This is a genomic window from Dyadobacter fanqingshengii (assembly GCF_023822005.2).
Taxonomy (GTDB): Bacteria; Bacteroidota; Bacteroidia; order Cytophagales; family Spirosomataceae; genus Dyadobacter; species Dyadobacter fanqingshengii.
Map to the genome: position 1 here is coordinate 972,090 of NZ_CP098806.1, position 26,551 is coordinate 998,640.

A 26,551-nucleotide genomic window follows, 5' to 3' on the forward strand; every position below is an offset into this window, starting at 1 on the left:
TACTAAAATATTCAGATCATATTAAGCATCTTTGACGTAAGATTAAAAACCATTCAACTTTTAAAAATGACCGAAACAACAAACATTAAAGCTTTTGGAACAGAAGGAGCAGACGCTCCATTGAACCAAATGGATATCAGCCGTAGGAAGCCTACGCCGCATGATGTGCAAATAGACATCCTTTTTTGCGGCGTATGCCATTCCGATTTGCACACAGCAAGGAGCGAATGGGGACCTTCCATGTATCCCTGCGTTCCTGGTCACGAGATTGTGGGCACGGTCATCAGTGTAGGCGAACATGTAAAAAAATTCAAGGTGGGAGACGTAGTGGGTGTGGGATGTATGGTCGATTCCTGCCGCGAGTGCCAGTATTGCCAGGAGGATCTGGAACAGTTTTGCGAGCCTGGAATGACCGGCACCTACAATGCTCCTGACAAGCACATTCCTGGTTCACCCACTTTTGGCGGATATTCGGAAAGCATTGTGGTGCATGAGAATTATGTACTGAGAATTCCTGAAAATATGGATCTGGCTGCCGCCGCACCTTTGCTTTGTGCTGGCATTACCACCTATTCGCCGCTGCGTCACTGGAATGTAGGGCCTGGTAAAAAAGTCGGGGTTGTGGGCATTGGCGGTTTAGGTCACATGGGGATTAAGATTGCAAAAGCGATGGGCGCCGAAGTGGTCGCCTTTACTACTTCGGAATCAAAATTCGCAGAAGCCAGGCGTCTTGGGGCGGACGAAGTGGTCTTGTCCAAAGATGAGGCACAAATGGCCGCCTATAAAGGGAAGCTGCATTTCATTCTGGATGCCGTTTCAGCACAGCATGACATCAATGCTTATCTGAATTTGCTTCGTGTAGATGGCTCCCTTGCACTTGTAGGCGCTCCCGAACACCCGCTGCCAGTCGCTGCGTTCAGCCTGATCATGGGGCGCAAGAGCTTTGCGGGTTCGATGATCGGCGGGATTGCTGAGACGCAGGAAATGCTCGATTTCTGCGGAGAGCACAATATCGTTGCCGACATTGAAATGATTGACATACAGCAGATCAATGAAGCTTATGAAAGATTACTAAGTGGAGATGTGAAGTATCGTTTCGTAATCGACATGAACTCTCTGAAGCAATCCTGACGGCGAATAAAACAACATCTCATTTACAGGGCAGGCACTTTTTTTGGGTGCCTGCCTTTAACGTTAACCTGTAATTTTGCTTGCTGCAAGCACGTATGCTAAGCTGATAATTTTTTGAAAAATGGAGGTGCCGATTAAGAACAAATTGAACGAAAAGGAGCTTTTCAGGATCAAGAGAATGAAAGAGGTGATCAAAGCCACCGATCCACACGGTCACAAAGATTATCTTGAAATTATATATCTGGAACAGGGCGCAGGTTTTCATCAGATCGATTTCCACCGTTTCCCCGTCAAACCCCATAGCCTTTATCTGGTGATGCCCGGGCAGATCCACAGCTGGGAGCTAACCGAAATTCCGAAAGGATTTGTGGCCATGATCCAAAAGGACTTTTTGGTGGACAATCCGCTGTATCAACTTCTTTTTCAAACATTTCCCCTGCCGTTCCCGAGCGGGTTTCATCTGGAAGGCGCAAGTGAAAAGTTTAAGGATATTTTCATCAATATCGAACAAGAATATTCCAAAAGTGAAGCCAATTACGGCGCGGTCATCCAGACTTACCTGATGTTACTATTTAACTTACTCAAACGGGAGATTAATTCGGAACCAGCGCAACCATTTCCGCCGTTGCTCAAAAATTTCTTCACCTCACTGGATGCAGAATTCAGGATGAACCATGAAATAAAATTTTATGCCGATGCCCTGAACACGACTTCCAAAACGTTGAATGCGGCCTGCAAAAAGTTTCTGGGAATGACCGCTGGCGCAATAATCAACGAAAAACTGACGGCTGAATCCAAAAAGCAGCTTTTGTACTCACATAAAAATCTGACGGAGCTGTCATTTGACCTTGGTTTTTCAGACGCTTCACACTTCAATAAGTTCTTCAAGCGCCAGACGGGCGTGCTTCCCGGGGTTTATCGCAAAGGAATTTCCTGAATGTACCAGAAATCGGCGCAGATGTACAAAGTCTACTGTTCTTGTAGAGTTAAATTTGCCACGCTACTGAACTAGCAGAAACGGCATTTTACTCGACATGATATTTTTACGGCTTACCGCTTTTATTTTACTTATTTCAACATTATCAGTTAAGGCGCAAACGGGCTTAACCGTTACCGGCAATGTGGTAGACAGAAAATCCAGGCAACCGCTGGCATATTGTTCTGTTGCCCTCTTCAATAGTCAGGATTCGACATTGGTAACTGGGTTGCTAACCTCTGAAAAAGGGTTTTTCAAATTTGAAAATGTCAATTCAGCGGCCTGTTATCTTCAATTGCAATACATTGGTTACAGCAAATCAACTGTCGCTATCACTGTAATTACTGGCCAGGATGTGATTGAAATGCCATCCATCGCTATGGATGCCGAACCCAGAACACTGCAGGAATTGAATGTAACCGCTGAGCGTCAAACGCTGGAGAACAAAGTCGACCGGCAGGTTTATCGGGCAGACAAGTTTCTTAGTGGTCAGGGCGGTACTGCTGTTGATATATTGAAAAACACGCCGTCGGTCACGGTTAACAGCGAAGGCGAGATTACATTACGCGGTTCATCCGGGTTTTTGGTTTTGATCAATGGAAAGCCGGTGCAAACAGACGCCGCAACGATCCTCAATCAGATTCCGGCGAATACAATTGAAAATGTGGAAGTGATCACTTCGCCATCGGCACGTTTTGACCCGGACGGAAAATCGGGTATAATCAACATTACTACCAAGACGGCGCTGGCGGGGGCGAGGTCTTTTTCGGCCAATTTGCAAGGCGGCTTACCTGCCGTTTATACTTATGGCAATTTGGATAATCCGGTGCGTTTTGGTGCGGATGCCACGGCGCATGTGCGTTCGGAAAAGTGGGATTTCAGCGTTAGTGGCAATTATCTGCGGAATGATATTGCGGGGCAGCGAACCGGTGATGTGAATACGACAATCGACAATGTGTTCACCTCCTTTCCGTCTGACGGCGAGCGGAGTTACATCCGCTATAACTATACGGCCCGAAGCGCTGTTTCTTTCACTCCGCGCCCGAACGATACATTCTCAGCCGGATTTTACACGGGTTACCGTTCCCAGTCACGCCGTGCCGACATTGTATATAATAATACGAAAACGGACCTCGTGACACACGACAACATCGGACGCATTACTTACTTCAACTCAAATATTGCCCGCAAGTCGGGCAGGGTAACATTGGGAAACCTGGACTATACACACATTTTCCAAAACAAATCAGCACTTGCTGTTTCGGGGCTGGTTGAGCATGCCGCTATGGATGGGCTTACAACGAATATCAATCTGCAGGAGCCGGACCGGAATGTAACTCTCCAGAGCAGCCGAAACCCAAGTAAAAACCCACTGAATGCATTGCGGTTGAAAATCGATTATAGCGTAAACATTGGTTTGGGGAAGTTGGAAACAGGCTATCAATATAGAAATCAGGTTCAGAAAGGCAACTTTCAGTATCTGGATCTGGACCTGGAAACCGGCACATTTAATGTTGTCCCTGAATTTAGCAGTCATACCAAAGTCACTAATCAGATCCATTCGGTTTACGGGCAGTATTCATCAAAACAAGGCAAGCTGGAATATACGGCCGGGTTACGTTCCGAATATTCCACCCGCGCATTCTCTGCCGGCAGCCAGGAAACCAGAACGCTTGACTTGTTCAATCTTTTTCCTTCACTTAATCTGCAATACCAATTGACCAAATCGCTTCGTGCGCGGGGCGGATACAGTAAACGTGTGCAGCGCGCAACGAACAGCGAGCTCAACCCTTTTCCTGAACGGGAACATTCAGAGACGCTGGAATCGGGAGATCCCGACATCCAGCCCGAGTTTATCGACCTGTCCGAACTCGGGATCGTCAAAGACTTTAAAGAAGGCAGCGTCTTTGCTACCATTTATAACCAGCGTATTAAGAATGTCGTCAACCGGGTCAATAGTGTTTATAACGATACTATATTAAACCGGATCTACACCAATGCAGGCCTGGCAACCTCGTGGGGATTGGAAACGGGCAGTTCATTCAATATTTACAAATGGTGGCAAATTTATGCCGGCGGAAATTTGTACCATTACAAAATAAAGGGCTCGCTGTTCAATCAGGACGTGCAGGTCAATGCAGCGAGCTGGGTTTACTCTGTGAATGCCAATACGACATTCAAGCTTCCCAGTAATTTCCAGGTTCAGGCATCGTTAAATTATTTGTCAGAGCGGGTTACCGCACAAGGAGAAGACTCCCGGTTTGTCACCCCCAATCTTTCGGCCAGAAAGACGTTTCTGAAAGGGAAACTCGCGGCCACATTGCAGTGGCAAAATGTTGACCTTGGCCTCCTTGGCTCCAACCGCCAGCGTATCACGACGTTTGGAAAAGACTTTTTCACCACCACCAACTACATTCAGGAAACGGATATTTTCCTGCTTAACCTGAGCTATAATCTTAACCAAAGCACTAAAAAAGCGAAACTGCCTTCAAGCGAGTTTGGTGAGAAAGAGTTCTGAGCAATTAGTTTTTGCTCCTTAAATCCAGGTTGTGAAAAAGAAATATGCGCAGCACATTATTACTGTTGAAATGGTTGCCGGAGGGAAGCTGCTGGAACTGGTTCATGTAACCTACCTGCAAATTGAGGCCCTTCGTGAATTGGTATCCTAATCCTACAAATAAGCGGTTCTGATCAAACACGTTGTAAGTGATCTGTTTGCCTGCATTGATATGAATTTCATCATTGAATGCAAAGAACAGCGTATTGGGTTCAATAAAATCCCTGTTTAACGGCACCATCAGGTTCAGCAAATACCGGAAGCGGAAGTTGAAATTGTAGCCTTCCTGCAATGCGTCGTTGGCGATTTTCCTGTTGAAGCGCTCTTCAATTCTGATCCACTGCTGCGTTTGCAGGCGCTTTTGGCGGCTAGTCCACAGCACCTGTTGCCAAAGCCGGTTTTCCGGCCGGACTGTATGCAATCCTGCGGCAGGATAGGTGCGGGCGTAGGCATATCCAGCCGTGAATCTGAGGTGGTCATTGGCATAATAGGTAATGCCTGGCCGGATAATCTGTGTAGACCAGCGGTCAAGAAAGTCAGTCCGGCGCGCGTGCAGGTCCAGCCAGATTCCCCATTTATCAGATATTCTCGTCTGATTGAAATAACCAAACCATACGCCACTGTGTTTATTGACCTGTTTTTGGCCCAGGGAAGGAAATGAGTAAAGGAAAAAAAATAACAGAATAAGTCTTTTCATACTAATAGTTGATTTTTCGTTTGCTAACCAGCAATTGTGATGCAATGCTAGGGCGCACAACATTCAGATGATAGAACAAAAATGACGGATTTGTACAGGAATTACTTTTTAGGCAAATTTTTCCGAAAATCAGATGGGTTCTGGCCGGTTTGAGCTTTAAATATCCTGTTGAAATGGCTTTGATCGGAAAACCCCGTGAGGTAGGCAATCTCAGACAAAGTGTGGTCCGGATTTGCCAGGAGATCCATCGCCTTTTCAATGCGGAGCTTCCGGATATATGCGCCAAACGACAAGTTGCTGAAATACTTTGAAAACTCGCGGGAAACGTATGAAGGATGGATTTGTAAACCTTCCGAAATTTCTTTCAAGCTTAAACTTAGATTCGTATCGATCTGGTCCTGAATAATTTCCCTGAGCTCTTTCGCCCATTTCGGGGTTTTGAGGTTTTCGGTCTTTTGTTTGTCGAGATAGGCATTGAAAACAGCCAGCATTAACTTTTCCGTTGGATTTTGTGTATGCTTTTGTTTTTGAAGATGTTTTGCCCAGCTATAAAGGGCATCATAAATAAGCATCCCTTTTTCAAGCAACTCCTGGTCGTCGGTAATGTTATAAGCCATTCCCGCAGAAATTGCCCAAAGCCCCGAGGATTGGGAAGCCAGCGAATGGGCATCCGTATCCGCTCCGCGGATGATGACTGCCATATCCATCAGGGCCGGGTCCTGGATTTCATACTTTTCCAGAAAAAAATCAAATGTGCAACGATCCTCGTAGTGGGTAAATTCCGTTTCAGGAATGTCAAAAGGTGTCGCGTCGAGTTCAACTGCCTTGGCCTTTACCTGATCAAATGGGACGAAAAAGACCTGCGCATCCGGATCGATAAATCGTTTGATCAGCCAGGGACAGGCGATCCGGTCAATTTTGGGGCGTTCCCGCGTAATCCAATTCATGATTTAAACACTAAAATTACTTCCAAATATAGAGCTTACGACGGGCATATCGCTCATGCTGGCTTTTCCAATATTGTCGTTTGGTTGAATGATCATTTCAATGATTTTATACTATTTAAGAGCCATGTATAAGCCGAATTTTGTGTTAAAACAGACTTAAAAATGGAAACAACACAAAATACCCAGGCTGACATTGCCTTTGAATCCCAAAAAAAATTCGCGCGCATTAACGGACTCAACATGGCATACATTGACAAAGGCGAGGGCGATCCGATCATTTTCCTGCACGGAAACCCAACGTCGGGTTACATCTGGCGGAATGTATTGCCGCATGTGCAGGATTTGGGACGATGCATTGTTCCCGACCTGATAGGCATGGGTGACTCGGATCATTTCAGGAAAGCAGCGGATTACACTTTTGCGAATAATGAGCAGTATCTGGATAAGCTTTTCAGCGTGCTTGGCGTCCGTAAAAACATCACTTTTGTAGTGCATGACTGGGGCTCGGTGCTGGCATTTTATTGGGCGCGAAAACATCCTGGCGCAGTAAAGGGAATTGTTTACATGGAAGCCATTACGCGGCCGCGTTCGTGGGAAGAAGTGCCTGGTGCAGCACGGGAAACTTTCCAGAAGCTGCGAACAAGTCAAGGAGAGCAAATGGTGCTGATCGAGAATTCGTTCATTGAGTTTAATTTACCAAGAACAATTTTGCGCACATTGTCAGACGAGGAAATGGCAGCATATCGCAGGCCTTTTTGTGAACCCGGGGAGAGCAGACGCGCGATGCTCAGCTGGGCCAGGCAGTTGCCATTGGGCGGCGAGCCAGCGGAAATGATCAGGATCGTAAACGAAAACAGCAGCTGGCTTGCTAAAAGTCCTATCCCGAAACTATTTATAGAAGCCATGCCCGGAACTTTGGCCGATGCCGAAAAGCAAGCCTGTATGCGCTGGCCAAATCAAACCCATGTAGCGGTGAGGGGACATCATAACTTGCAGGAGGATTCTGCCGGGGAAATTGGTGCCGCTATTTTGGAATGGTTGGGGAAAATCGGGTAAATTGGTACATTATAACATATAACCCTATGCAAATATTCGAACCTGCTTCCTGTCTTGACCCATTCATCAAAGCGTTTGTGGTTGTTGAAAGCAACGGCACATTGGTGAACCGGTTGCTGCCCGATACATCCGTGGTAGCAGCCATTCGCTTGCAGGGACTTGTACACTACCAGGAGGAAAATGGCAACGCTCGCCTCCCGGTGTTGTCTATATCCGGTTTAAGGAAGTCGTTCAAAATAGCCGAATATGGTAAAAACAGCGCTAACATACTCGTCCAGTTTAAAGAAGGCGGCGCTGCTGCCTTTTTTGATTTACCCATTCATGAATTATTTGAATTGAATGTGGGACTGGATCAATTTTTTAAGGCTTCTGAATTAATGTTGCTGGAAGAACAATTAGGAGCAGCAAAATCCATTCAAAGCAAAGTTAATGTTGTCCAGCAGTTTTTTATGGCAAGGGTCCGCAATCGAAAATCTGATTTACTTATTGCTCATTCAGTGGAAAAAATAAAGGCGGCGAGAGGGCTCCTGAGTGTAAAGGAATTGTCGGATAACCTTTATGTTAGTTTGGACGTGTTTGAAAAGCGGTTTCGCAAAGTGGTGGGCACAACGCCAAAACAGTTTGCTGATATAGTTCGCATGAAAGCGCTGATCGGGCAGGGGACAATAAACGGCCAGGTTCTGGAATCAGCGCTGGACGCCGGCTTTTTTGACCAATCCCATTTTATCAGAAATTTCAAAAAATTCACAGGTCAGACGCCGAAAGAGTTTTTTAATGGGCAAAGCATTCACTCTGAATAATGGATATGCGGCTTCCGCAATCAAATAATAGTGTGCGTTTAAATTTTAACTGATTACAAACATATTGATCCCGAAAAGTTATAGTCCGGATATTGAAGATATAACCCTAAAATTCCCGTCCGGCAGGGATAACAGAAGCTTTTTATCCTATCAAGTTTGCGTTATTGTTCCTGTCCGTAACGAAGGCGGTCATTTGTGCCAAACACTTGAAGCTTTGCGAAAACAAACCGACGTGAATGGGCAGCAGCTTCCGCCGGATGCATATGAGGTCTTGGTTTTGGTGAATAACAGCACAGACGAATCCTTTCAAATTGCCGCAAAGTATGCCCAAGATTTTCCTGAATTTTCCTTATCCGTGGGAAGCATACTCTTGCCGGAAGATCAGGCGCACATAGGTACAGTCAGGCGTTTGCTCATGGACGAGGCATATAACAGATTAACACAGGCGGGAAATGTGAATGGCATCATTGCTTCAACGGACGGAGACACAATTGTGGATAGCCAGTGGGTTTCTCACATTATAGCGGAGATTAAGAGGGGGAATGATGCCGTTGGGGGCAGAATTTTAACCCAAAAGGAAAAAGGAAATGCAAGGTTATACCATCTTAGGGATGTGACCTACCGCTGTCTGCTAGCCCAGGCTGAATGTTTGATTGATCCGCTAATCCATAATCCATACCCCTGTCATTTTCAATATTTTGGGGCCAATATGGCTGTCACTTGTAAAATGTATGAACAAGCCGGAAAATTACCGGTTATTCCATTTCTGGAAGATGTGGCATTCCACAAGGCTTTGATGAGCGTGGATGCGCGGGTCAGAAACAGCGTTCATGTCAAAGTGCATACGTCAACCCGCACCGATGGGCGCGTTCAGGTAGGTTTTTCTGAACAGCTTAAAAAGTGGCAGCAAGAGGAAAAGACGCATCAGACACAAATGGTTGAGGACGTTACAGCGCTGCTGAGGAGGTTTAGCCTAAGAAATCTGCTGAGGAAATGTTGGTCCGGATACCAGGAAAGTCGCATCATTGATCAGGACGAACTAGATCATGTTGCCTCGGTTTTACAATTGAATTCAGGTTGGTTGGAAGCCGCGATGATTGAGTCGACCTATTTTGGGTCGTTTTGGAACCTGGTTCAGCGCTCGGCATCAGGGGATCTGAGTGGTGATGTGGCCTTGCAACCAGTTGATCACGCCATAAAGCAGCTGCGTCAATTTATCAAAAAGCCCGATATTACTGCTTTTCAAAAGAGTCCAGCCGGTAGGTCTCTGCTCGAACACTATGCAAAAGCTTAAGGGGTTGTGACGGCCCGCTTGCGGAAATAAAAACTTCATGCACCTGATCGCCCGTTAATGGGTAATCGTGCACCTCGGGAGTCCAGTGTATCAGCAACAATTGCCCCCCTTTTGTCAAATATTGCAACATTTTCGCCTGTAATTTTTTCAGGTCGGGCATTGCAAAATAATAGCCCACTTCGGACAATATTATCAAATCAAACTCTTCCTCGGGAAATTGTTCGGGAACCGCCATCTTTTCGACCGTTACATGAGCAAATTCTTTCAAGCGACGGCGCGCTAGGACAAGCGGAGCTTCTGCCGCATCCACCGCTAAAAGGGACGCACACCTCGGAGCCAACATTTCTGTCAGCACGCCAATGGAGCAGCCTATTTCAAATGCACTTTTATAATGATCCTTCGTCAGCGCATTGAGTGTGGCCAAGTATTTTTTTGACTCATATTCGCTGGTTTCGAAATTCCAGGGATCATTGCTATTCCGGTAGACATCATTAAAATAATCTTCTGGCAAAGTGCCTTTCTCATCTGACATATCCGCTCACGATTTCATTTCTAAAAAAAATTCAACATTCGTATCAAAATGCGCTTGAACCTCGGCAGATAATATGAATCCCTCCGGGTCGTCGTCTATTAAGGAAGTAGTTTGCGACAAATAAGCTCTGATGGCCTTTTTTTTACATTCCCTTCCTTTTTCGATGTCCACCTCCCAGATCTTGCCGTCGTCTGCGGTTGGCAGATCATCCTGGCTTGCGCGTTCCCAGAGCCACACAAAATACTCTAATCTTCGGATAGGAGTGCCTGTATTCATGATGGCCCTATCCACGATTTGCCATGTAGCGCGATGATCCGGGTGCGGATCGCGCTGCCAGGGCAGGATAATGGTTTCTGGTTTGAATTTATATAAAACCCCACCCATCGCATGGACAGCCAGGTCAAAATTGAATGCCTGGGGAGTGGGCAGCTGGCCGTCTTTTAGTTGCAGAAAAGTAATGTGTTCGGGACTTACCCCCAAAATCCTTAATGCCTCTATCGACTCCTTTTCCCTGAGGCTTATCAATTTGTCGGTTGGATATTTCTTTGAATTAGGGTGAGACATACTGCCATCACTCACAAATACCACATGGACCGGGATTTTCAATTGGTTCAGCAAATAGATCGTGCCCCCGCAGCCAAGTGACTCGTCATCCTGATGCGGCGCTACAATCAATGTTTTTCCTAACAGCCTTTGCTGATCTGGCGAAAGCTGTGATGCATTTGTAAACAAGCTGTTTTCCTGTATCAGTGCCAAAGTGTGGTCGTGTTTTTTTGGTCTAAAACATATTTTCCAACGGCCATTTGGGCAGCGTCAGGTGCGGGCTGGCGCAAGTAAGTCGTCAAGTCGCGATGCAAACGTTCCAGTATACCAGGCCGCATTAAACCGCGGGAGCCTACCGATTTTTCGGCCAGGTGCATAGAGCGAAGACAAATGTCTTCAACGACTGTCCTGGTCATATTGGCATACGCCAGCAGTTTTTCGGTTGAATCCTGCATTGTGATCCACTTGTCATAATTGATAGCGGCCTGGTTGATCCATAGATTACCAGTCTCAGTCAGGTAACTAATTTCTGCCGTTCTGTTTCGCTGAAAAGGATCTTCGGTGCGTCCCATCTCATTCAGGAACCGGTGGGTTTCTTCCAAAATGGCTTCTGCACCGCCGAGCTGCACAGCGGCAAAGCGCAGCGCGCCGCCACCAAAATAGGGCTGCTGATAATAAGCATCCGGCGGCCCTAGAAGGTCCTTTTCCATTATTTCAATTCCTGTGAAATCCATTCTGAAACTGGCCGATGCCCGCATGCCCAGGGGCGTCCAGAAACTGCTATCCTCCTGAATTGGCTTTACTTCGTCCGTCGGGATAATGCACATTTGCCATCCCGTTTTTGTCGCCGAAATTAGTTTCCCTGTCACCAACGGCCTTCCGATCCAACCAGCTCCCGAACAAAATGTTTTGGATCCATTTAACCGGTATCGGCCGTTACCCAGATCATGAATTTCCAGCCCGGCAGAGTCCTGCGTATTCCAGACCCCAAACAGGTTTTCGCAGGCATCCGCATACCAGCGTTCTTTTTGAATTTCATCACCAAACAAAGAAATCAGGTACAATGCATTGATATGCCCTTCATAAATGCGTCCAACGGGCAAGCTTGCCTTGCCAATTGATTTCAACAGCTGAAACAAACTCAAAGTCTGCTGCTCATCAAAGCTAAAAGCTCGGTCCGGTAAAGTAATGGTCAAAAGGCCCGATTCTCTGAGTAAATTGAATTCCTGCTCAGGAAAAAGCCCATCACAATCCGATTCAACCGCAAACTCTGCGATACCGGCCAATAATTTTTGCATAGATAAATGATCCTGTAGCGCGTCTTTTTCGGTGAAAATCATTTATCAGGTTTTATTTAAGGATAGCATTATGATCCTGTTGCATGCTGGTTATTAGCATGACTAAAAGCGTACCACGATCTGACACAGCAAGCGGAACGATTTTTTACAGCATCCTCTTCCGACAGGCTTTTCATGCACTGCAAACCCCATTTTGATTCACACTTCACAACATTAAAAGATGCTGGACAGCCTTAAAGAAGATCTTAAAAAACAGATTATCGAACAATTGAACCTGGAAGAGGTAACCCCTGCCGACATTGATGAAGACAAGCCGCTATTTCACAGCTCAGGCCTGGGCCTGGATTCTATCGACGCATTGGAGTTGATCGTCATGTTTGAAAAATATTACGGAATTGAAGTTCTGGAACCACAGGAAAGTAAGAAGGCATTTAACTCCATATCTTCCATGGCCGATTATATTCGTGAAAGAACGCCCGGCAGCTAGTTGCAACCGGGCGTTCCCGATTAGACGATCCCGCCCATTAACGGGTCGGTTTTGGTTACTGCGCCCGTCTCAACGTGACCTGCGAAGCGCTCTTCAAAATGTTCGCTGCCTCTAACTTTTATGCTGAAATCATACCAGTTGAATGATTTCGAAAGGTTCAGAACCATTGTCGCCTTCCCTTTGGCTGTGATGGTTTTTTGTTGTTCACCTGTTTTATAGCTGTTGTCGGAAACGGTAATCTGATGTGGTTTTGAATCCATGTTCTCGATCACCACTTCTACATTTCCGGTCAGTTTTTTGCCCGAACTTTGGTAATTGCAAGTTACATTCAGAAGCGGATTGTTGCCGTTGCCTTTAAAGTCACGGAAAAAACCATTAGGGCCATACACGCGCAAATGATATTTTGAGTCTGCAAAATCGCCGATATTCCATTCGTCCGTTAATATGTCGCCTGCTGCCGCACTATAATCCCAGGAGCGAAGCGGATCGTCTTGATAAGGGTTCATTGCGTAAACGCGGAAAGGCGCGCCGCTCGCTTTTTGTCCGAAAATCGCATTGCCAGCCTTAAATGACAGTTCCAACTGATTTTTTGTTTTGTCAAAATGTGCGTTGGAATACAACTCATAAGGCAGCGCACATGCCGGGCGAACTCCTTTTTCCTGCGTCGGAAAAGCGGGCGAGTCACGTAAGTCTTTGCTGATTTCTTCTATTTCCGCATGAGCCAACTTTTTGAAATTGTCGGGTGTTTGCCGGAACTGCGCCTGATGAATGCCTTCAATGAACTGGTTTTTGTCAAGAAATGCAGGTTTTTCAATTTTTTCACCATTGTAAGGCCTAAAAACAGAAGTCAGGTCGCCGCAAATGGTCCGGCGCCAGTTTGTAATATTTTCTTCGCGAACGTTTTTGCCAAATTTCTTTTCAATAAAGTTTTCCAGAAATTGAAGCGATGACGTGTGGTCAAAAACCTCGGAATTGACATATCCGCCGCGTGTCCAGGGCGAAGCAATGATCATTGGCACACGATATCCCAAGCCTATGGACCCGTCGCGCAGCTTGGCGTCGTTCATAGATGGGTTGGTCTGTTGCTTTTTAGTCGCAAAGTCCATTTTCGGGTCTATTCCGGCTGACACTTTACCCGTATTTTCCTTGTACGGATTTGGAACTGTGTAAGGCGGAACATGGTCGAAATAGCCATCATTTTCATCATAAGTGAGGACGAAAATGGTTTTCTTCCAAACCTCCGGGTTTTTGAGCAGGATTTCCATCACCTCACTCACATACCACGGCCCGAACCAGGGTTCACCCGGATGGTCTGAGAACCGCGCAGGCGGCATCAGCCAGGATACTGCCGGCAATGTTCCCTGCTCCACATCCTGCCTGAACTGATGGAATATGTCACCTTTTGGTACATTCAGTGTGCGTTCGGTCCCTCCATCATTATATTGCAAAGGGGTGAGTGTCTGAAAGTCGGCGTCGCTGATGTTGGTGGTAAATGCCTTAGTATTGAGATTTTTACCTGTTTCGGAAAGGCCGGAAAACGTTTCCGCATTGAATTTCTTTTGGGCCGTTTCATAGTTGGCAAGAAGCTTTTTAGCGGCGGCCAGTTTTCTATCTTTCGATTCGTCCGAAGGCTGCTTTTCCAGGTCAGCGATGGTTTGGAGCACGGCTTCTTTTTTGGTTTGCAAATTGGCGATGCCTCCCTCGTGAAAGCGGACATTGTAGGCCTTAAAGTATTCCAGCACATTTGTCCCAAAGTTGCTCAGCCACGAACTTTCTTCCCCTTTCAGCCCATAACCCATTGTAATTTCATTCTGATATACTTTCCAGGGAATGCCGTTTTCTTCCAGTCGTTCGGGGTAGGTTTTCCAATCCAGCTCGGGATAAACGTAGTTGCTAATGTTCCAAAGGTGTGCTAACGCGTCCGTTTCATTCTTTTCCCGCACAGTGCCCGACATCCAGTAGTAGCGGTTGGGGTGCGTGCCGGTAATGCTCGAACAAAAATTATGGTCGCAAACGGTGAAAGCATCGGCAAGCGAGTAGTAGAACGGGAAATCATTCCGGTCGCAATAGCCCATGGTAAGCGGAATGTGCGAATAATCCTTTTTGTTTGGCTTTTTAACGTCCAGCCAGCGATCGTATTTACCATCGTTCATGGCGTCCGTCTGGTCTGTCCAGCCGTGTGGGATCGAGCCCATCCACGCGATTTTGGTGTTTTTTACATTCAAATGGAACGGGCCATAAGTGTCTCCTTCAGCATTGGATTGGAACCATACCTTGTTTTTATTCGGCAAGTCCATCGCGCGCGGATCGTTAAAGCCGCGAACTCCCTGCAATGTGCCCAACTGATGATCGAAAGAGCGATTTTCGAGCATCAGGAAGACGACGTGCTCAGCGTCATAGAATGTACTGCCAGGCTCCGGGTTGATTGCCAGCGCCTTTTGGATGACAGGCGGCAGCATATTGGCCATTGCGCCGCTGCCGGTAAGTACGGCTGCTTTTTTTAGAAAATCTCTTCTCGAATCCATTTATACAGAGCGAAATTATATCAGTGGGTTGGTTAAATAAACTCCAAATGTATTTCAGTTTGCAGAAAGGTATGTTAAGTTGCAGTTATGTTATCCAATACGATGAGCCGATCTGCAAATGCATTTCTTGGCGTGCTCCCCATTATTGGCTGCGTGGTGTGGTTTTTTCTCAAAGTATTTCAATTTCAAACCAGCCCCGAGCAGTATCCCGACGGAATGGTGATCCTTCAACTGAGCAAAGGCTGGCTGGAAGGACGCCCGTTTCTTTTCGATACAATTTATGGGAACCACGCGCAACAGCACAATTATTACTTTATTCCGCTGATAGGGATTTTTACCAAACCCATGGGCGTGAATGGCCTTTTCATGGCCTACGTGTGTTTTACCGGTCTCTTCTTCTGGACTTATCACCGGGGTTTTGCCCGATTCAATGTCGCCGAGCGGCGCGCAACCTGGCTAACAGCATTGTGCTACGTCTTTGGGCCGATGGCGTATTTCATGTATCTGGATTATTTTGGCTGGCATCCTGAGCAGTACTTTATCCCGCTGCTCGCGTTTCTCGCACTAAGTTTGGCCCAGCGCAAATGGGGGATGTTCATTGTTTGGCTTACCCTCACTTTTTTGGTAAAAGAATCATCCATAGTCCTGATTTGCTGCCTTTTCCTGTTTTATTCGGTGGTGGATCTGGTGCTTCTTAATCCGGGTAAACATTGGCTAAGCTATATCGTTGACAGACGAAATCTGATCATAACCGGCGTTTCCGTTGTATTATTTCTGATCGGTTTATGGTGGCTTTCCTATTTAAACGGATCGCAATCCAGCCGTCTCAGCCAGGCATTTTCCAATACGCAGCTCAATAGGACATTCTTCTATTACATTGTATTTTCCTGCGCAATCGGACTGCTCACTTTTGGCTTAGGTCTGATCCCGTTTATACCATGGCTCCGCACACTCCCTCGCAAAGGGCTGATAATCTGCGTACTGGCAAGTTGTTATGGGGTTTTATTTGTCATGTTTGCAACGGAGGCGCTCTATTATTTTCCAACAATATATCCGGGCGTTTCGTATCCGCCCAGGATCAGCGGCTTGTGGGCGTTTATGTTGAGCGCATTTATTTATTTGAGTTACCGCCTGGCCCAGGCAGGGGTAATGCCAGGTCAAAATGCATTGGCCTGGATACTATCAGGCTGCCTGCTTCAATTCATTTTAGGCTCGTTCCTGGTAGCCCATCATTTCAATTTCGACGCCAAGCCATCCACAATCAGGGACAATGTTGCTTACATGATCAACACGCGCTTTGGTTTTAGCCCATATCCTGATGGCGTTGCCCGGCAGCTCCATGGATTGGCAAAGGAAATGCCGGTGGGTTCGGAAGTCATTGTTCCGTTTCAATATCTGCGCTATTTCGAAAGGGTTTACCCCAGTTTCTGGCCTCAGGATGGACAGCTTCCTGCGCACATTCTAGGGAAACCGTTGATATACATTTATGAAAAAGAATTGGTAAAAAACGGCGCCTACCGCCAATTCCCCGGGAAAGGTTATGCAACGATCCCAAATGAGCATCTTTTAATTCTGGCTGATTCCAGCTGGTATAAACTGAAATTAAAATGAATGGGGAAGACAGATCCGGGAAAGCGTTAATGAAACATTAATTGCACATTCAGGGCCAGTTGATATGCCTTGGTGTTGATACCGGAAGGCGGGATTGCGTAGCTGAAAGTGGGCTGGGCAATGATCGATAAGCGCGGCGCAAAACGATAAATCACACCCGCCCCGACGATAGGCGATATCCTTGAAGTGTTTCGGCCCGACTTGAAAGTTGCCGTTCCGATATCCGGGATCGTTAACCGGCTTGTTGTACCAAAATTCCATAACGCACCTGCGGAAAAATACGGCGATAACTTTTTTGCGGACGGCTGATAATTGGCAAGGACTGGAATAGAAAAATTATGGGAACGACTGCTGGTGGTGGAGCTCTTTATTGTGGAATAACCAAACCACAAGCCCGTTGACGCCGACCATTTTTCAGAAAAAGAGTATCTTGTGTTCAAGCCCACCCAATATCCCTTTGGTGACACTTCCGATTTCCAGGTCTCAGTAGAAAATGTTCCGGGGCTGTATGAATCGGGCACTATAACTTCTAAGGTGCTTTTGGAATGTCCGTAAAAAGGAGCCACTGTTGCAGAAATGGCAAACTTACCCTGGCTGAATGCGCCTGACCAGGAAAAGAGAAATCCGGTGAGGATCAATGAGGTGTAAAATTTCGGTTTCATGTTGCTGGCGTTGAAGGGTTAGTAACCACTCATTACTTAGCAAGATATGTGAAAATAATGTAATTAAATAGAAAATAATTTGTAGTATTTTAGGAAAAATGTTAAAGCATGTTAAACTTAAACTTCTGATTCACGATGAAAACAAAGTACTATTTCCTGATGGTTATCGCGGTGGCCATTTTCTCAGTTGCGGCAAAAAAAGCAGTGATTGCCAATGATATCGTTGGCACCTGGAAATACCTGATCAGCGACGTTCCACCAGAATACGAATCCGGATTTTTTACATTTGAAGAAAAGGAAAGCAAGACGGTCGGATATGTTGGGGATACTGAGAAACAGGAGATGAAAGAACTCGTGGTGGATCAGGGAAAAGTGACCTTCACTACGGAAAGCCAGGCAGGCGTCTTCAAATACAGCTTTGCGCAGAAAGGGGATACATTAACCGGCACTGTATCATCCCAATATGGAGATTTCCCGATAAAAGCCATTAAGGAGGCCAAAAAATAAAGTTGCAGGGAGCTAATGTAACGGCTATTAAAATTTGATACCCATTTGGTACGGTTTTTAATGTGAACGGAATAATTCATCACAACATTAAAACCGATATCTTATGAAGAAGACAATAAATCTGGCACTTGCTGCTATGCTTTGTGCCGCCACATATTCTTATGCGCAAACCACATCCAGCTCAGGCCAGTCGGACAAACAGGATAAAAAAGCGCAGGGCAGTCAGGCGGCGGGAGCCAGCAAGCCAGCAGCAGGGGCAGCACCAGCCAGCGCCGGCAGTGGCAATGCAGATGAGAATCGTGCACAAAAAAGTAAGGAAGGCGATGGAAGCACACGTCCGGGTGGCGCAGCCCATAAAAACGCAAACGATGTCGGGCGCTATTCTGATACTGAAAGCAAAGATCCGAAGTCCTTTAATTCCAAAGAAGCGATCGCAAAACGCAGAAAGAATTTAACTGAGTCGGATACAACTGTAAAAAAAGGAAGCGGGTCGGCTGATAGAAACACCAAAAACCATACGGGTAAAACGGGGAATTATCAAAACCGTGATGCGAAGCAGTCGACTAAGCCCCGTCAATAATGGCCATATTAAAAAGGTTGCGCTAAGCAACCTTTTTAATATATTTGCCCCGCAATCCGATGCGTACAATTATCGTCTACATATGGCTGATCACAACCATTCTGCCGACTTTCAGTCAGTGGGGGACCATCGCATACTATCAGATCAACAAAGCATACATTACCCGCGTTCTCTGCGAAAATCGGGATAGGCCTCAGTTAAATTGTAATGGTAAGTGCTATCTGGCCAAAAAGCTTAAAGAGCAGCAGGAAAAGCAGGATAAGCAAACCAGCGATCGTGTGCAGAACATTCCTGTGATTCAGTTGTTTTCTTCGCCAATCACTTCCTTCGAGTTTTTAACAGCTCATTACGCCCCTTCTCAGGAGCATAATTTCCCTTATCATCTGGCCTCCTATCAGGCCCCGCTTTCCATTCTCGTTCCACCTCCCTGTGCGTAAGCACGTGTTGCGTTTTTGTACGCATTTTCCTATCCGTTGAACGCTGATGTTCCTACGGGCAATTCATCTGTTTACATTTAAGACATTCATGCGCTCATTCTGAATACGGGATGTGCACATCTATCAATTTGTATATTCTAATGTATATCAAATATCTATCGCTGTTAATTTTTGTTACAACAATCTCCACAAATGTCTTCGCACAGCCTGAATCGGGCATATTAAATGGCCGTATCGTGAATTCTGTGCAACAAGCCATCTCAGGGGCTTCCGTCACATTGCAAAGTACAGATTTCGGAACCATTACGGATGCCGATGGTCAGTTTAGGCTTACGGGTATTACGCCAGGGTCATATATCCTTTCCGTTTCCAATATTGGTTACACTGCTTACACCCAAAGCCTTCGGATCTCGAAAGGGAAGAATTCGTTTCTGAATCTGCAACTGTCGGAAAGCAGGGAGGAACTGGCAGAAGTTGTGGTTAGTACAGCCAAGACACGTTACCAGGTGCTGACCTCGAGTGCGTCAACACGCAGCAATACGCCGTTACTTTCCACGCCGCAGTCGGTGCAGGTCCTGTCTTCCGCCGTGCTACGCGACCGCCAGGCTTTTACATTAAATGAGATTGCCGGTTCTTTCACAGGAATGAAGGCAAATAACGGAAATGGTAATTTTCAGATTCGTGGCTTCACGGCTTATTCACCTAATGATGCCAGTTTTTTACTATATAATGGTATCCGCGGAAACCTGTTCCTGTGGAGCCAACAGCCACTGCTTTATAACATTGAATCCGTTGAATTGCTTCGTGGTCCGTCGGGCGCTTTGTTTAGTGAAGGTTCGCCGGGTGGCGTGGTTAATTTTATTACCAAAAAACCCTTGTCCGAAAAACGAGCGAGTGTGGATCTCTCTTTGGGCAGCTGGGGTTTTGGTAGGGCTTCACTTGACTTCACCGGGCCTGTTGATCGCCGGAAAAAGCTTTTGTACCGGGCCATAATCGGGTATGACCGTTCGGAAAGTTTCAGGGATTATCAAGAGAAGAAGAATTTGTTCATCGCACCGTCGCTGACCTATCTTTTTAACAGAAAGACTTCCTTAAATCTCGAACTGAATTACGCTTATCAAAAGGCTGTTCAACAATACGACAACGGGAGCTTCGTGTATTCGAGGCCTGACGGCAGTTTCGACTTCAATTATTATCCCAACAATCTGACGATCCAAAGCCCGACGGATTATGGTAAAACGCATAATGCATCGGCCACGTTGACCTTTGACCATCAGATCAGTAACAACCTGAAACTAACGGTCGTCGAGCGGGCGGTACGAAATGTGCTGGACTACACAGACCACATTCCGGTGGGAAGGATCCGGAACGATTCCATCAGTCGTGGATTTCAGGACTGGGAAACGGACCGGTTTAGTCTGCAAACAACTGCATTCGCGACATATACAGCAAAAACAGGTCCGCTGGGACATCAGCTCACGGCAGGCTCAGATTATAACCGTTATGGCTGGACCCAAAATGACTATCAATACAAATCCTCGACAAGGATCTCCATTCTTCACCCGGATTATGCAGGCAGTATTCCTGATGCTTCGGTTCCGGCCGATGAATCGGATGATAATAAGCGGGTTACAAACCTGATAGGGGCTTATATACAGGATCAGGTCAGTGTAGGTAACCGATTTAAAGTACTGCTTTCCTTGCGTTACGACAATTATAATGGTAAAGAAACACCCTTGTCGGACCGGGATAACAAACAGGGCGATGCATTGCAAGCTTCTGGCTGGATTCCCCGGATAGGGCTGGTGTATTTGCCATTGAAAAATGTGTCGATTTACGGAACATTCTTAAAGTCATTTAATCCCCAAACCTCCAATAATGTGCTTGCCGGCGGCCCGTTCCCAACCCGTAAGGCAACCCAGTACGAGGTTGGTTCAAAAGCTGATCTGCTCAGTAACCGCCTGTCTGCCACCTTATCATTGTATCAAATTGATTATGCAAACATTCTGACAGCGGCACCTACGGACGAAAATTCGCACCGGCAGGCAGCGATTGACGGGACGCGGAGCAGAGGCGGAGAGTTTTCCGTTACCGGAAATCTGAATGCGCTGAGCCTGATTGCGGGATATGCATTCAATGAGCACGTGCTGGTGAGTACGAGTACATATGGTAAAAAAGGCGACCGCTTTGCCAATGCGCCGAAGCATCAAATTAATTTCTGGGGCAAATATGCATTTCCATCCGGTGTACTCAAAGGTTTCGGAGTGGCTGCGGGTGTTCGCTATGCAAGTGATCAGGTTGGTTTGTTAAGCAATCAAAATTTCATTTTCCCTTCCTATACGGTGCTCGACGCGGCGCTTTCCTATCAGCGCAACCGGTTTCAGTTACAGGTGAATGCTTACAATCTGGCAAACAAGCATTATTTCACCGGAAGTCGTTCGGGTGTAACATTGGCCGGACTGGGCGATCCTTTTAATGTAAGGGTAGGGATTACTTATCAGCTCTGGTAATTCACATCTTTAATTATCAGACTTTTATATGAAAAAAGGATCGTTTCGCCGAAGCCTTTTCAAGCTGCACAGTTGGCTCGGCCTGATTACCGGGATATTTTTGATCCTGCTTGGATTAAGCGGCTCTGTTCTGGTTTTCAGAACGGAGCTGGACAAATTTTTCAACCAGGATTTGCTGCACGTCTCATCTGCGGAAAATGCGGTTCCCAATGATGCATTGCAGCGTTGTTACGACCACATTACCAGTCGATATCCCAATCTCGACGGCATTGCATGGGTCAATCCCGATGCCGGGCCGGGCGAAGCTTATGATTTCAGAATGTATTTCAATGACACCCGTTTGATGACATATGATCTGGCATTGATTTCTTTCAATCCTTACACCCGCGCTATCCTGCGAGAAGGACCCTCAACCCAGTTCACGCCGAGCTTCATCGAGTGGCTGTTTCAGTTTCATTTCAGTTTTCAGCTTGGCATGCCAGGTGCTGCGTTGACGGCCATATTCGGCATTACCATGCTGCTGTCGCTGCTTACAGGCGCGGTCGTATACCGGAAAATGCTATGGAAAGTCCTGACCTTCCGGGTCAGGGTCAATCGCAAGAACTGGCGTACGATCAGCTCAGATCTGCACCGCATTGTCGGTGTATGGTCCCTGCTTCTGAATGCGGTGATTTTCTTTACTGGTTTCTGGATGAACCTGTTTGCATTCCAGGCAAAAACGTGGCAGAACGAACTGGTCCCTACCAAACCAAACACGCGCGTTTCCGTCTCGTCCGACCAGATATATCACCGCGCGTTGTCGGCGATGCCGGACCTGGAACCCACCTATGTTTATTTGCCTACACAGCCAGGGCGTAAATTCGAGGTCAGGGGTTATACCAAAGGACAGCTGAAATTATGGGGCAGCGGAAATTCAGTGCGGATGGATCAGCAAAACGGCGAAATTCTTCAAATCAGCCGTTTTGCCGAGAAGCCTCTGGGAGCGCGCATTGAAGCAACATTCTTCCCCTTGCACGTCGGTAATTTTGGCGGACTTGGGGTAAAGATCTTATATGTGTTTATCGGGCTAACACCCGGCCTCCTCGCCATAACGGGCTTTTTGCTTTGGTGGCGGCGGGTTAAGAGCTGAAAAGCATTGCATACGAGAACGTAAAAAGGCCAGCTCGCTGGCCTTTTTACGTTGTTATGGGATCATTAATGTTGGTAATGTGGCTTGCAACACTGTGCGAACTGCGGGAATGGTTTTATATTAAACAGGTGGTTTTCAGGCAGAAAACAATTCATTCATCAACTTACAAAAGACTCGATTACATTATGAAAAAGATTAACCCAACCTTACGAACGGGACTCAAAGTCCTGATTTTCAGCGCTTCCATGCTGATGCTGGTGGCAAGTTGCAGCGATGATGACAGCTTCTGGGACGCAATGGTTCCCGAAACAAATAAGGAGGAGACGGCCACACAGGTGGAAGGCTATGTTTTTTATCCCGCTGTGCAGGCCGCAACTGAGGCTAATGTTGCGCAATTGAAAGTACCGGCTGGTTTCACGATCAGTAAATTTGCAGAAGGAGTGGGCAAGCCCAGAATTCTGGTGGTGAACAGCAACGGAAATGTTTATACGTCCGACCGTGAAGCAGGCGTCGTGGTCATGCTCGCGGATGCGAATGGCGACGGCATTGCGGAAGACAAAAAGACTGTGGCGACCATCAAACAGGTTCACGGCCTCACCATCTACAATGGGAAAATGTTTATGGTGACTGTAAGAGAAGTGTACGAAGCCACCATGAATGCGGACGGAACTTTGGGACAACCGCGCATGCTGATTGACGATTTGCCGGACGGTGGGCAACATCCGAACCGCACCATTGCTTTCGGGCCGGATAAGAAAATGTATATCACGGTGGGAAGCACCTGCAATTCATGCGTGGAGCCTAATCCCGAACTGGCAACTATTCTTCGCGCAGAAGAAGATGGCAGTAACCGCAAGATTTTTGCAAAAGGATTGAGAAACACAATCGGTTTTGGCTGGCACCCGGAAACCAGCGAGCTATGGGGAATGGATCACGGGATCGACTGGCTGGGTGATGATGAGCAGAAAGAGGAGGTGAATCAGATCAAGCAGGACGCGCACTATGGCTGGCCTTTCATTTATGGAGAAGGAAAATATAACCCCGGCACAAGGCCAACAGGCGACACCACTTACCAGCAATATCTGCAAAAAACCTCATTGCCTTCGCTCACTTATCAGGCACACGCTGCGCCGATGAGCATGGCATTTTACACGGGTTCCATGTTCCCGGGCGAGTACAAAAACGATGCATTTGTGGCGATGCGCGGTTCCTGGAACCGAAGTTCACCCGTTGGTTACCGCATAGTCCGCATGCATTTTGAAAATGGTAAGCCTGTTCGGTTTGACGACTTCGTTACGGGTTTCATTGTGAGCAACAACCGCGCTCATTTTGGTCGTCTGGTAGGTGTCGCTATGCACAAAGACGGCTCACTGCTTTTCTCGGATGATACCAATGGTGTGATTTACCGGGTCGCTTATAAATAATGCGATCGGGTTACCGGCACAACAAAAAAGGCAACCGGCGAGCGCTGGTTGCCTTTTTTGTTGGAATTTTTACTATTCATTGCCTTTATTAAAAAATACGCAAAGCCCATCTTTTCCGGCCACGATAATGTCTTTTCGGCCATCGCCGGTCAAATCCGCAATGGAGAAATACACGCCAATGCCTTTTCCAACGCCATAAGGGCCATGAGAGATAGTCTGCTTGACAAATGCTTCCCCATTCCATTGAAAATAATACAATCCTACTACGTCCTTTTCGCCAGGGTCTCCTCCGTTATGCGCCCGATAACGCTTTCCGGTTACCAGTTCCATTTTGCCGTCACCGTCCAGGTCCACCCAGTCCATGGAATGATATTGGGAAGTAAATGGGTCGATATTGTGCCTCGTCCACGCTGTTTTACCTGCTTTTGAGGTTTGTTCATACCAATCCAATCCATAGCTATGTGCCTGACCTACAATGATGTCATTTTTGGAATCACCATTTACGTCCGCGACAATCATGGGCACACTCGCATCCTCGAAAGTGAAATCGTTATGTGCGACCCACTTGTCTTTCATCACATCTTTCGGCGCTTCGAGCCAGCCTGAGCTGATGATGAAATCGCCCCGTCCGTCTCCGTTCAAATCGCCGAAGCCAAGGCCATGGCCTTGTTTTTCAGCGACCTGCACTTTGGTAAATGTGCCGAGCGCTTTCCCGGCTTTATCCCGGTCCAGTTTGTAGAATTTAAATGGCAGGTTCGGGTTGTTCGGAACAATTTCCAGATGTCCGTCATTATCGACATCCCATGCACGCGCCGTTTCAACATTGCCTGTTTCGTCGATGATATGGTCTTTCCAGGGATCTTTGTTATTGCCTGGATTTTCACGCCATATCAAGCTTTTGTTGAACCAGCCGCCGGTGATGAAATCCATTTTTCCGTCGCCGTTTACGTCCATGGGAATGGTGGCAAAATCATCCCAATATTCTCTGACGCGTTTCACTTCGCCAATGTAAAAACGGTCAAAAAATTCAGGCCCTTTATACCAGAATTCACCGGAAACAAGGTCTGGCTTGCCATCATTGTCCACGTCAAAAACACCCACGGACTCAATGCTTTCGGAAGCGACCATTCTCTTTTCAAACTTGATCGGCGATGCCTGCTTTTCTTTCTGCTGCGCCTGGGCTGATGCGGTAAAGCAGCTTGCAAACAGGGTAACAAATGTGACTAACTTCAATTTTTGGCTCATAATGTTTGGTTTGCATGACATTTGAAAACGAATCCCTGGTCGGTGAGAGCGCCAGGGATCGTTTACTTCGTCGGGGTTTAGGAATAATCTCTTACTAATGCGTTAATATCCCGGATTCTGATCCAGGTCAGGATTGACTTGTATTTCGAGGAAAGGAATAGGGAACAAAAGATCGTTTTCAGTCAGCGTATAAGTGGCCGGCGTCAGATAGAAATAGGCCGGGTTTGCCTTCAATTTCGCACCATAAGCATTCATCACTGTAATTGCATTTCTCGTTCTAACCAGATCCAGCCAGCGCTTATTTTCAAAAGCCAGCTCTATCCTGCGTTCTTTCAGGATTGCCGCGCGGAGTGTTGCCTGATTGCTTGCCGTTGTATTGGCTAGCCCGGCCCTTTTACGCACCTGGTTCAGAAAGTTTTGCGCATCAGCCACTTTTCCCTGCTCATTCGCCGCTTCCGCCTGCGCCAGTAAAGTTTCTGCGTAGCGATAGATGGGGAAATTTGTGTTGGTTTGGTTGAATACGGAATGCGGATACTGGAACTTCTTAATGTAAGGCAGATTGACGTAGCTCGTGTCGGAAACGGTCGAAGGCCCTGTTAAAAAGCCTATTGAAGTATTGAATCGCTTATCCACGGTGCGGCTTTCGTATGCTGCCAGCAAATCATCGGTAGGAATGTTCCACCCCGACCCGGACGCAGATTGCGATCCTACCGGGCCTAGTGTAAGCTTGGCATAATCCGGCGTGAGCGGAACAAAAGCATACGGGAATGAGCTGGACAGGTTCAGAGAAGTTCCTTGCAGATATTGCACTTCAAACACGGATTCCGAGTGGTTTTTATTGGATGGGTTAAAAACCGCAGCATAATCGCCCACGAGTGCATAGCCTGTCACTTTGGCGAGTGCGCTTTCGGCGCCCGCCCAGTTTTTCATCGCCAGGTGCACATCACCCAAAAGCATCCACGCGGCGCCCGACGTGGCCCTTCCCGGCTCCTGGGTTGCTTTGTCGAGCAGCAAGCCGGTGGCAGCAGTGGCATCTTCGATAATTTGCGCATAAACCTGCTCCTTGCCGGACCTGGGCAATGTTGCCGTAGCCAAATCGGAGGCCGGCGTTAACGGAAGCGGCACGCCGCCATAATAGCGAACCAGATCAAAATAAGCCAATGCACGGAGGAAAAGCGCCTGACCTTTGAAATTGTCACTTTTTGCTTTATCCAGACTCACCTCATCAATCACAGAAAGGATCTTGTTGGCACGCGCAATGATGTCAAAATTAACGTAATAGCGATCGGCAGTGACCGTGTTTTCGGCCCCGTTCACAAATTCATCGATCTCCTCTGGCATTGGCGAGCGGAAATCATTGTTGTAAAAAAAGTGCGTGTTATCTGAGCGCATTTCACCCATGGCCCAACTTGTCTGGTTGTTATATAAACTTTGCAGCGGCGCATAAGCGCCGTTTACAGCCTGCGCAAAATCAGCTTCCGATTGGAAGAAATTGGCGGGCACCACTGCGTTTTGCGGAGAAACTTCCAGGAAATCGCTGCACGATCCCAGCGCGGCGGACAGCATTAAAATATATATGGTCTTCATTCTCATGACCTTATTC

At 46.9% G+C, this 26,551-nt stretch carries 23 protein-coding genes; 14 read left to right on the plus strand and 9 right to left on the minus strand.

Features of this window, described 5'->3' with window-relative positions; all coding sequences use genetic code 11:
* Positions 1-66 precede the first annotated feature (66 nt).
* The 3 genes from NFI81_RS03865 (at position 67) to NFI81_RS03875 (ending at position 4,625) form a co-directional block, all read left to right on the plus strand.
* The gene (locus NFI81_RS03865) at positions 67-1,131 is read left to right on the plus strand and encodes an NAD(P)-dependent alcohol dehydrogenase (protein WP_275949709.1); all 1,065 of its coding nucleotides are present in this window, start codon (positions 67-69) and stop codon (positions 1,129-1,131) included.
* A 121-nt stretch (positions 1,132-1,252) separates the two neighbouring features.
* Positions 1,253-2,068: an AraC family transcriptional regulator gene (locus NFI81_RS03870; protein ID WP_234614047.1), complete on the plus strand. Its 816-nt coding sequence runs from the start codon at positions 1,253-1,255 to the stop codon at positions 2,066-2,068.
* Positions 2,069-2,165: 97 nt separating this feature from the next.
* Positions 2,166-4,625 carry a TonB-dependent receptor gene (locus NFI81_RS03875; RefSeq protein ID WP_234614046.1) on the plus strand — a complete coding sequence of 820 codons (2,460 nt, stop codon included), beginning with the start codon at positions 2,166-2,168 and terminating at the stop codon, positions 4,623-4,625.
* Positions 4,626-4,629: 4 nt separating this feature from the next.
* Here NFI81_RS03875 and NFI81_RS03880 read toward each other — a convergent pair whose 3' ends face one another.
* Together NFI81_RS03880 and NFI81_RS03885 are read right to left on the minus strand one after the other, a co-directional pair.
* Entirely contained in the window at positions 4,630-5,361 is a 732-nt protein-coding gene (locus tag NFI81_RS03880) for a DUF2490 domain-containing protein (RefSeq protein ID WP_234614045.1), read from the minus strand.
* A gap of 101 nt (positions 5,362-5,462) precedes the next feature.
* On the minus strand, positions 5,463-6,308 hold the full coding sequence (locus tag NFI81_RS03885; protein WP_234614044.1) for a chromate resistance protein ChrB domain-containing protein: 846 nt from the start codon (positions 6,306-6,308) through the stop codon (positions 5,463-5,465).
* Positions 6,309-6,470: 162 nt separating this feature from the next.
* Here NFI81_RS03885 and NFI81_RS03890 point away from each other — a divergent pair, with 162 nt between their 5' ends.
* The 3 genes from NFI81_RS03890 to NFI81_RS03900 all read left to right on the plus strand — a co-directional run bounded on the left by NFI81_RS03890 (position 6,471) and on the right by NFI81_RS03900 (position 9,458).
* On the plus strand, positions 6,471-7,364 hold the full coding sequence (locus tag NFI81_RS03890; RefSeq protein WP_234614042.1) for a haloalkane dehalogenase: 894 nt from the start codon (positions 6,471-6,473) through the stop codon (positions 7,362-7,364).
* Positions 7,365-7,390: 26 nt separating this feature from the next.
* Positions 7,391-8,164 carry a response regulator transcription factor gene (locus NFI81_RS03895; protein ID WP_234614040.1) on the plus strand — a complete coding sequence of 258 codons (774 nt, stop codon included), beginning with the start codon at positions 7,391-7,393 and terminating at the stop codon, positions 8,162-8,164.
* A gap of 64 nt (positions 8,165-8,228) precedes the next feature.
* On the plus strand, positions 8,229-9,458 hold the full coding sequence (locus NFI81_RS03900; RefSeq protein ID WP_255717416.1) for a glycosyltransferase family 2 protein: 1,230 nt from the start codon (positions 8,229-8,231) through the stop codon (positions 9,456-9,458).
* On the opposite strand, the gene NFI81_RS03905 is transcribed toward NFI81_RS03900, so the two are convergent.
* Genes NFI81_RS03905 through NFI81_RS03915 form a run of 3 tightly spaced genes read right to left on the minus strand, consistent with a single transcriptional unit; the run spans position 9,397 to position 11,831 of the window.
* Entirely contained in the window at positions 9,397-9,990 is a 594-nt protein-coding gene (locus NFI81_RS03905) for an SAM-dependent methyltransferase (protein ID WP_234614036.1), read from the minus strand. The genes NFI81_RS03900 and NFI81_RS03905 overlap by 62 nt on opposite strands.
* Positions 9,991-9,996: 6 nt before the next feature.
* Positions 9,997-10,746, minus strand: a complete 750-nt coding sequence (locus tag NFI81_RS03910) for a PIG-L deacetylase family protein (RefSeq protein ID WP_234614035.1) — start codon at positions 10,744-10,746, stop codon at positions 9,997-9,999.
* Positions 10,737-11,831, minus strand: coding sequence for an acyl-CoA dehydrogenase family protein (locus NFI81_RS03915; protein ID WP_234614033.1), 1,095 nt, complete (start codon positions 11,829-11,831; stop codon positions 10,737-10,739). Before NFI81_RS03915 ends, NFI81_RS03910 begins: the two co-directional genes overlap by 10 nt.
* A gap of 220 nt (positions 11,832-12,051) precedes the next feature.
* Here NFI81_RS03915 and NFI81_RS03920 point away from each other — a divergent pair, with 220 nt between their 5' ends.
* Positions 12,052-12,318 (plus strand): phosphopantetheine-binding protein, encoded by a 267-nt coding sequence (locus NFI81_RS03920; RefSeq protein ID WP_310589240.1) that lies wholly within the window; start codon positions 12,052-12,054, stop codon positions 12,316-12,318.
* A 20-nt stretch (positions 12,319-12,338) separates the two neighbouring features.
* Here the strand turns inward: NFI81_RS03920 and NFI81_RS03925 are convergent, their stop codons facing one another.
* Complete coding sequence (locus NFI81_RS03925; protein WP_234614031.1) at positions 12,339-14,843, minus strand: phosphocholine-specific phospholipase C; 2,505 nt, start codon at positions 14,841-14,843, stop codon at positions 12,339-12,341.
* Positions 14,844-14,945: 102 nt separating this feature from the next.
* Between NFI81_RS03925 and NFI81_RS03930 the strand changes: the two genes are divergently transcribed.
* Positions 14,946-16,454 (plus strand): hypothetical protein, encoded by a 1,509-nt coding sequence (locus tag NFI81_RS03930; RefSeq protein ID WP_234614017.1) that lies wholly within the window; start codon positions 14,946-14,948, stop codon positions 16,452-16,454.
* A 26-nt stretch (positions 16,455-16,480) separates the two neighbouring features.
* Here the strand turns inward: NFI81_RS03930 and NFI81_RS03935 are convergent, their stop codons facing one another.
* The gene (locus tag NFI81_RS03935; protein ID WP_234614015.1) at positions 16,481-17,116 is read right to left on the minus strand and encodes an outer membrane beta-barrel protein; all 636 of its coding nucleotides are present in this window, start codon (positions 17,114-17,116) and stop codon (positions 16,481-16,483) included.
* Positions 17,117-17,251: 135 nt separating this feature from the next.
* Between NFI81_RS03935 and NFI81_RS03940 the strand changes: the two genes are divergently transcribed.
* From NFI81_RS03940 to NFI81_RS03965, 6 genes are all read left to right on the plus strand, one after another.
* Complete coding sequence (locus tag NFI81_RS03940) at positions 17,252-17,623, plus strand: hypothetical protein (protein WP_234614014.1); 372 nt, start codon at positions 17,252-17,254, stop codon at positions 17,621-17,623.
* 103 nt (positions 17,624-17,726) lie between these two features.
* Positions 17,727-18,203 carry a hypothetical protein gene (locus tag NFI81_RS03945; protein WP_234614013.1) on the plus strand — a complete coding sequence of 159 codons (477 nt, stop codon included), beginning with the start codon at positions 17,727-17,729 and terminating at the stop codon, positions 18,201-18,203.
* A gap of 59 nt (positions 18,204-18,262) precedes the next feature.
* Positions 18,263-18,640, plus strand: a complete 378-nt coding sequence (locus tag NFI81_RS03950; protein WP_234614012.1) for a hypothetical protein — start codon at positions 18,263-18,265, stop codon at positions 18,638-18,640.
* Between the two features lie 140 nt (positions 18,641-18,780).
* Positions 18,781-21,150, plus strand: coding sequence for a TonB-dependent receptor (locus tag NFI81_RS03955; RefSeq protein ID WP_234614011.1), 2,370 nt, complete (start codon positions 18,781-18,783; stop codon positions 21,148-21,150).
* A gap of 28 nt (positions 21,151-21,178) precedes the next feature.
* Positions 21,179-22,279 carry a PepSY-associated TM helix domain-containing protein gene (locus NFI81_RS03960; RefSeq protein WP_234614010.1) on the plus strand — a complete coding sequence of 367 codons (1,101 nt, stop codon included), beginning with the start codon at positions 21,179-21,181 and terminating at the stop codon, positions 22,277-22,279.
* Positions 22,280-22,464: 185 nt separating this feature from the next.
* Positions 22,465-23,703 carry a PQQ-dependent sugar dehydrogenase gene (locus NFI81_RS03965; RefSeq protein ID WP_234614009.1) on the plus strand — a complete coding sequence of 413 codons (1,239 nt, stop codon included), beginning with the start codon at positions 22,465-22,467 and terminating at the stop codon, positions 23,701-23,703.
* Between the two features lie 72 nt (positions 23,704-23,775).
* Here NFI81_RS03965 and NFI81_RS03970 read toward each other — a convergent pair whose 3' ends face one another.
* Together NFI81_RS03970 and NFI81_RS03975 are read right to left on the minus strand one after the other, a co-directional pair.
* The gene (locus NFI81_RS03970) at positions 23,776-24,948 is read right to left on the minus strand and encodes an FG-GAP repeat domain-containing protein (RefSeq protein ID WP_234614007.1); all 1,173 of its coding nucleotides are present in this window, start codon (positions 24,946-24,948) and stop codon (positions 23,776-23,778) included.
* A gap of 102 nt (positions 24,949-25,050) precedes the next feature.
* Positions 25,051-26,535 carry a RagB/SusD family nutrient uptake outer membrane protein gene (locus NFI81_RS03975; RefSeq protein WP_252176038.1) on the minus strand — a complete coding sequence of 495 codons (1,485 nt, stop codon included), beginning with the start codon at positions 26,533-26,535 and terminating at the stop codon, positions 25,051-25,053.
* Between the last annotated feature and the right edge of the window lie 16 nt (positions 26,536-26,551).